7 protein-coding genes are annotated in these 5,989 nt (G+C 69.6%); all 7 read left to right on the top strand.

All coding sequences use genetic code 11. The annotated features are described in order from the left end of the window. Positions 1 to 1,378: BamA/TamA family outer membrane protein (locus WBA11_RS13300; protein ID WP_424521156.1), on the top strand; the 1,378-nt coding region annotated here is incomplete at its 5' end. Positions 1,379 to 1,426: 48 nt separating this feature from the next. Beyond that, positions 1,427 to 1,840 carry a DUF1330 domain-containing protein gene (locus tag WBA11_RS13295; RefSeq protein ID WP_424521155.1) on the top strand — a complete coding sequence of 138 codons (414 nt, stop codon included), beginning with the start codon at positions 1,427 to 1,429 and terminating at the stop codon, positions 1,838 to 1,840. A 133-nt stretch (positions 1,841 to 1,973) separates the two neighbouring features. Further along, on the top strand, positions 1,974 to 3,431 hold the full coding sequence (gene tig / locus WBA11_RS13290; protein WP_424521154.1) for a trigger factor: 1,458 nt from the start codon (positions 1,974 to 1,976) through the stop codon (positions 3,429 to 3,431). A gap of 205 nt (positions 3,432 to 3,636) precedes the next feature. After that, positions 3,637 to 3,768: a hypothetical protein gene (locus WBA11_RS13285; RefSeq protein ID WP_424521153.1), complete on the top strand. Its 132-nt coding sequence runs from the start codon at positions 3,637 to 3,639 to the stop codon at positions 3,766 to 3,768. Between the two features lie 381 nt (positions 3,769 to 4,149). Further along, positions 4,150 to 4,872 carry an ATP-dependent Clp endopeptidase proteolytic subunit ClpP gene (gene clpP, locus WBA11_RS13280; RefSeq protein ID WP_424521152.1) on the top strand — a complete coding sequence of 241 codons (723 nt, stop codon included), beginning with the start codon at positions 4,150 to 4,152 and terminating at the stop codon, positions 4,870 to 4,872. Between the two features lie 111 nt (positions 4,873 to 4,983). Beyond that, positions 4,984 to 5,598 carry a GNAT family N-acetyltransferase gene (locus WBA11_RS13275; RefSeq protein WP_424521151.1) on the top strand — a complete coding sequence of 205 codons (615 nt, stop codon included), beginning with the start codon at positions 4,984 to 4,986 and terminating at the stop codon, positions 5,596 to 5,598. 53 nt (positions 5,599 to 5,651) lie between these two features. Beyond that, positions 5,652 to 5,989 (top strand): PhoD-like phosphatase N-terminal domain-containing protein (locus WBA11_RS13270; RefSeq protein WP_424521150.1); only part of this gene is annotated, 338 nt, incomplete at its 3' end.

Below are 5,989 nucleotides of genomic sequence, written 5' to 3'. Positions count from 1 at the left end.
CCGCCGCGCCGGCCCCCCGACGGCCGACGAACTCGCCCTGGCCGACTCGATTCTGGCGTCGCTCGGCCCCCCGCCCGGCCTGCTCGCCTCGCGCGACACTTTGGCCCTCGACCCGACGGCGCCCGAGCGCGGTCCCCGCATCGACGTCCGCGACTACCGGTTCTCGGACGCGTTCGACGAAGGCGAGACGGCCAGCCTCGAGGTCGTGGAAGACCCGTTCCGCCCGGCGCTCAACCGCGACTCGACCGGCGCGCTCTTAGCCCGGCCCTACAAGCTCCGGTTCACGCGCGACTTCGTCTACGCCGCCGGTAGCTACAACACGCTGTACGGCGTCCAGAGCGTGACGCAGCTGTTGTTCTCGGACATGCTGGGCAACCACCGCATCGGGCTGGCGACCAACCTGGTCCTCGACTTGAGAAACGCGGACTACGTGCTGAGCTACGAGTACCGCCCCGGCCGCACGGACTACGCCTTGGAGGGCTACCACCTGGCGCGGCAGCTCCGAGCGCCAGACGACCGGACGGTCTTCCGCTACCGCAACTACGGACTCGTCGCAAGCGCCCGCCGGCCGCTCGACAAGTTTCGGAGGCTCGACCTCGAGGTCGGGCTGCTGGGCGTGGCCCTCGCGGACCTGTCGAACCTGGGCGAGCGGGCGCGGACACGTGCCTTTGTGACGCCGCGCGTGACCTACACCGAGGACCGAACGGTGCCGGGGTTCCTCGGTCCGCGGTCGGGCTCGCGCTACGCGGCCAGCGTTTCGGCGGCGACCGGCCCCAACGCGTTCTTCGGGACGGCGCTCGTCGACGCGCGCCGCTACTGGTCGCTCGGCCCCGGCTATGGGCTAGCGCTCCGCGGGTCGGCCGGGCTCAGCCTCGGCCCGGACCCCCAGCGGTTCTACGCGGCCGGCGTCCAGAACTGGGTCAAGACCGAGTTCGAGAGCCTGCCGGTCGAGAGTCCGGACGACTTCATCTTCGCCACGCCGGTCCTGCCCGCCCGCGGCTTCGGCTTCAACGAGGCCGCTGGCGACCGCTTCGCGCTCGTCAACCTCGAGGCCCGCGTCCCACTCGTCGCCGCGCTCCTGCCCGGCCCGTTCCCGATCGCGCCGCTCTACAACATTCAGACCGTCGGCTTCGTCGACGCCGGATTCATCGTGGACGGCGGCCTCAACGTCCGGCGCACCATCCTGATCGACGACGACGACGACCTCGAGACGGAGCCCATCGAGCGCGAGGTGCTGGACGACGTGCTGATCGGCGCGGGCGTCGGGCTGCGAACGTTGGTGCTCGGCTACCCCGTCCGCCTCGATTGGGGCTGGCCGTTCGACGGCCGCGAGTTCGGCGAGACGCGGCTCTACTTCTCCGTCGGCCTCGATTTCTAGCCCCGTCCTCGAGGCATGCGCTGAGCATAGCCGAGGGGAAGAGACAACGTGAGCACACACATCGACCCGGCTCCCGAGGGCATCGCGGCCTTCCTCGCTCGCGACCTCGACGCGCCAGTCGTGATGCTGAACCTGCTCCGCTTCCGCGAGACGGCGGACTACTCGTCGTGTCCGGATCTCGACCCCGGCCTCGAGGTCGGCGGGCGCGACGCCTACGCGACGTATCTCGAGCACACGGCGCCGTTCGTCGCGCGGTACGGCGGCGAGATGCTGGTTCGCGGATCGGGGAGCCGATTCTTGATCGGCCCGGCCGAGGGATGGGACGAGGTGTTGCTCGTCCGGTACCCGTCCTCGAGGGCGTTCCTCGAGTTCTCGCAGGATCCGGGCTACTTCGAGGGCGCAGGGCATCGCACGGCCGCGCTGAAGGACTCGAGGCTGCTCCCGCTCGACGAGGCTCGGTAGGTCGACCCGTGCGCCGCGCGCGCGACTCACGGCATTCTCACCCGATCTCGGGCTCCGGGCTCCTACCTTCGGCGTCTTGACGTGCGCGGTGCCACCGATCGGCGCCGCGCACGCTGTCTATCCAGCCCGACCTATGCAGACCGACGTCCGATCCATCAACGACGTGGACTACGTCCTCGACGTGACCGTCCCCGCCGAGGACCTCCAGCCCCAGATCACCGCCGCCCTCAAGCGCGAGCGCGCCCGGATGGACCTCAAGGGGTTCCGCCGCGGCAAGGTGCCCATGAACGTGGTCCGCAAGCTGGTCGGGCCGCAGGTCTCCATCGAGGTCGCCGAGCAGGCCATCGCGAAGGCGTACCAAGAGACGATCGTCGACAACGACGAGTACGAGCCGCTCGGGCAGCCCCGGCTGACCGACCTCGAGTTCGACCTCGACAAGCCCGAGGAGCCGCTCAAGGCCGCCGTCCAGTTCGGCATCCGCCCCGAGTTCAGTCTGGCCGACCTGTCGGGCGTGCCCGTGACCCGCGTCGTCCGCGCGTTCACCGACGAGGACGTCGACGCCGACTTGCGCCGCCGTCAGGACCTCGCTGCGACCGAGGAGGACGCCCCCGAGGGCGCGACCATCGACGAGTCGCACGTCGCGATGGTGGACATCCAGCCCGTCGACGCTGACGGAGAGGCGACCGGCGTCAAGCAGAACGCGGCGCGGTTGGTCATGGCCAACCCGGACCTCCGTCCCGAGATGAAGGAGGCCCTGACCGGACTCGCCATCGGCGGCGAGACGACCGTCGAACTCCCCAAGCTCCAGCCCGGACCCGACGGCGAGCCCATCCCCGTCGAGGGCGAGGACCCCGACCGCTACGCCCTGACCGTCGTCGACGTCTTGGAGCGCGTCGTGCCGGAGGTGGACGCCGAGTTCATCAAGTCGCAGACCAACGGCGAGACCGACGACCTCGACGAGCTCAAAGGCACCATCCGCAAGGAGCTCGAGGACTCGTGGGCGGCGCGCGCCAACCAGGCGCTCGAGCAGAAGATGGCGGAGCAGTTCGTGCTCGGCCACCGCGACGCCGTCCCCGTCCCGACCTCGCTCGTCGAGGGCGCCCTCGACACCATGTTCGAGGAGACCCGCCAGCAGCACCAGGGCGAGATCCCGCCCACCTTCGACTACGACGCCTGGCGCGACCAGAACCGCCAGCAGGCCGAGGACCAGGTCCGCTGGCTCCTCATCAAGGACCGCCTCATCGAGGACGAGGGGCTCGAGCTCAGCAACGAGGACTTCGAGGCCGAGTTCGAGAAACTCGCCGGCGACGGCGCGGACCCGGAGCTCATCAAGAAGTACTTCGAGGCCCAGCCCCAGTTGATGGAGCAGATGGGCGACCAGCTCTTGAACCAGCGTGTGTTCGGCGCCCTCGAGGGCCGCTTCAGCGTCGTCGAGAAGACGGCGGACGAGATCCGCGCCGAGGCCGAGGCCCGTCGTGCCGAGATCGAGGCCGCCCAGGCCGAGGCTCCCGTCGCGCTCCAGCCCGCGGCCGAAGGCGTATTCGAGGACGAACCGTCGGATGACTCCGAGGAGACCAGCGACGACGCGTAGGTCCGACCTCGAGGTCGAACCCGGCGGCGTCCTTCCCAGGCGGGGAGGGCGCCGCTTTTTTGTCCGCGTCGTTGGCGAGCCGTCCTCGAGGTCGATGCCGTTCTGTGGGCGACCTCGAGGACGCGGCGCCTTCGGATCTCGGCGACGCACGCGTGCGTGTACGACCCACACCACTCCGACGGCGGACACAACCGAGGTACCCCCCATGGGTGACAAGTCCCCGAAGTCGACGCAGAAGAAGGCCGGTCAGAAGACGGCGAAAGTGAACGAGGACAAACGGAGGAAGAAGGCGGCCGAGGACGCGAAGCATGTCCTCCGGCCCCTCAAGAAGCAGTAGGACTCGGCCTCGAGGTCGAACCCGGCGGCGCTTTCCCCACGCGGGGAGGGCGCCGCTTTCCTTGGTGGCTGGCTATGGCTTGGTGGCTGGCTATGGGGCGCCCCCGAGAGCGATCCGGTACGGTGCGCGTCCTCGAGGTCGGACTGCGTCATCGGGCCTGTCGCGGCCTCGAGGGTTCTGCCCCTCGGAGGTGAGAGCGCGTCCTCGAGGACGAGTCCACCGCGCCGGCGCCCCGGCGCCCGTCCTCGAGGTCGGAGCGGACGTCTGCCGTTTCCCACCTCCCGTTCCCCAGTTCCCCCGAGCGCTGCGAGCCCAAACGGAACCGCGCACGCGAGGCCGGGTGCCAGCGCCGATCCCCTCCGACACACTCGGCGACTCCTAATGAGCCAAATCCAAGACTTCGTCTCGTTCTCCAAGAACCTGACCTCGCTCCCCGACGACATCTACTCCGGCCCCCAGCAGGCGGCGCCGATCAACGCGCTCGTCCCGATGGTCGTCGAGCAGACGGCTCGCGGCGAGCGGTCCTACGACATCTTCTCGCGCCTGCTCAAGGACCGGATCGTCCTGTTCGGGACGCCCGTCAACGACCAGACGGCCAACCTCGCCGTCGCGCAGTTGCTGTTCCTGGCGGCCGAGGACAGCGAGAAGGACATCAACATCTACATCAACTGCCCCGGCGGCGCCGTCTACTCCGGGATGGCCGTCTACGACACGATGCAGTTCATCAAGCCCCAAGTGGCGACGATCTGCGTCGGCCTCGCGGCCTCGATGGGGTCGATGTTCTTGCTCGGTGGTGCGGCCGGCAAGCGCGCGGCGTTGCCGAACTCGCGGATCATGATCCACCAGCCGTCGGGCGGGAGCCAGGGCATGGCGTCGGACATCCAGATCCAGGCCGAGGAGATCTTGTACATCAAGCACCGGATGCACGAGGTCATGGTCCACCACACGGGCCAGCCGCTCGAGACGATCGAGAAGGCGACCGACCGGGACAACTTCATGAGCCCCCAGGAGGCCAAGGACTTCGGCATCATCGACACGGTGCTGGGCGAGAAGGCCGAGGGCAAGCCCGACGAGGACCCGACGGAGTCCGGCGACGCCAACTAGCGCGCGCCCGCATTCCGGCCGTCGAGGGCGGGTGGCTTCGGTCGCTCGCCCTCTCTTTGTGCGCGCCCTCGAGTTGTGCGCGCCCTCGAGGTCGTTCAGGGCCCCGTGAGTATGATGCCGGCCCGCCGACGCCCGACGATGGACACGCCCGCGATTACCTTCCGGCCCCTCCTCGAGGACGACCTGCCGACGATGCACCTGTGGCTCAACGACCCCGCCGTCGTCGAGTGGTGGGAGGGCGACGACGTGACGTGGCCGGCCGTCGTGAGCGACTACGGGCCGGGCCACGGCGACCCCGTCGAGCACTGGATCGCCGACCTTGAGGGCGAGCCGATGGGATGGATCCAGTGCTACACCGCCGCCGACCTGCTCGAGGAGGAGACGTGGTACTGGCGCGACCACCTCGACGTCGAGTCGACGGCCGGCATTGACTACTTGGTGGGGAAAGAGCATCGAGGACGCGGGCTCGGCTCGGCCATGATCCGGGCGTTCGTGCGCGACGTCGTCTTCCCGAGCCACCCCGAGTGGGCCCGTGCGGCGGCCGGCCCGTTCCAGGCCAACGTCGGATCGTGGAAGGCGCTCGAGAAGGCCGGGTTCACGCAGCGAGCCGTCCTCGAGGACGAGGAAGGGGACTGCGTGCTGATGGTCATGGAGCGCGTCGACCTCGAGGCCGAGCCGGAGCGGCCGGCGTCACGGTCCGTTGACAACCGCGTGACGGCCCCGTAACACGCCCTCGAGGCCGGGCCAGTAGAGTGATGGGACCCTCATCCCGCCACACCATGCGCCTCGTCACTCTTGCTGCCGCCGCCCTGGTGGCGCTCCCGGCCGTCGCCCAGGACCTCCGCCAGGGTCCGCCGATCAACGTCACCGTCCGCGCCTACGACGCGCCCCAGCGCACGGGCTCCGGCGAGGCCCAGCTCCTGTTCGACCCCGAGCTGCGTCCGTTCTACCACGGCGTCGCCTCGGGCGACCCGATGCCGGACGGCGTCATCCTGTGGACGCGCGTCACGCCGCCGACCGACACCGAGGTCCCCGTCCGCTGGCGCGTGGCGACCGACCCCGGCCTCGAGGACGTGGTCGCCAGCGGGACGGCCCAGACCGACCGGACGATGGACTA

Origin of the sequence: Rubrivirga sp., from assembly GCF_049648075.1 — a bacterium.
Taxonomy (GTDB): domain Bacteria; phylum Bacteroidota; class Rhodothermia; order Rhodothermales; family Rubricoccaceae; genus Rubrivirga.
This window is presented reverse-complemented; position numbering and strand designations above follow the sequence as displayed.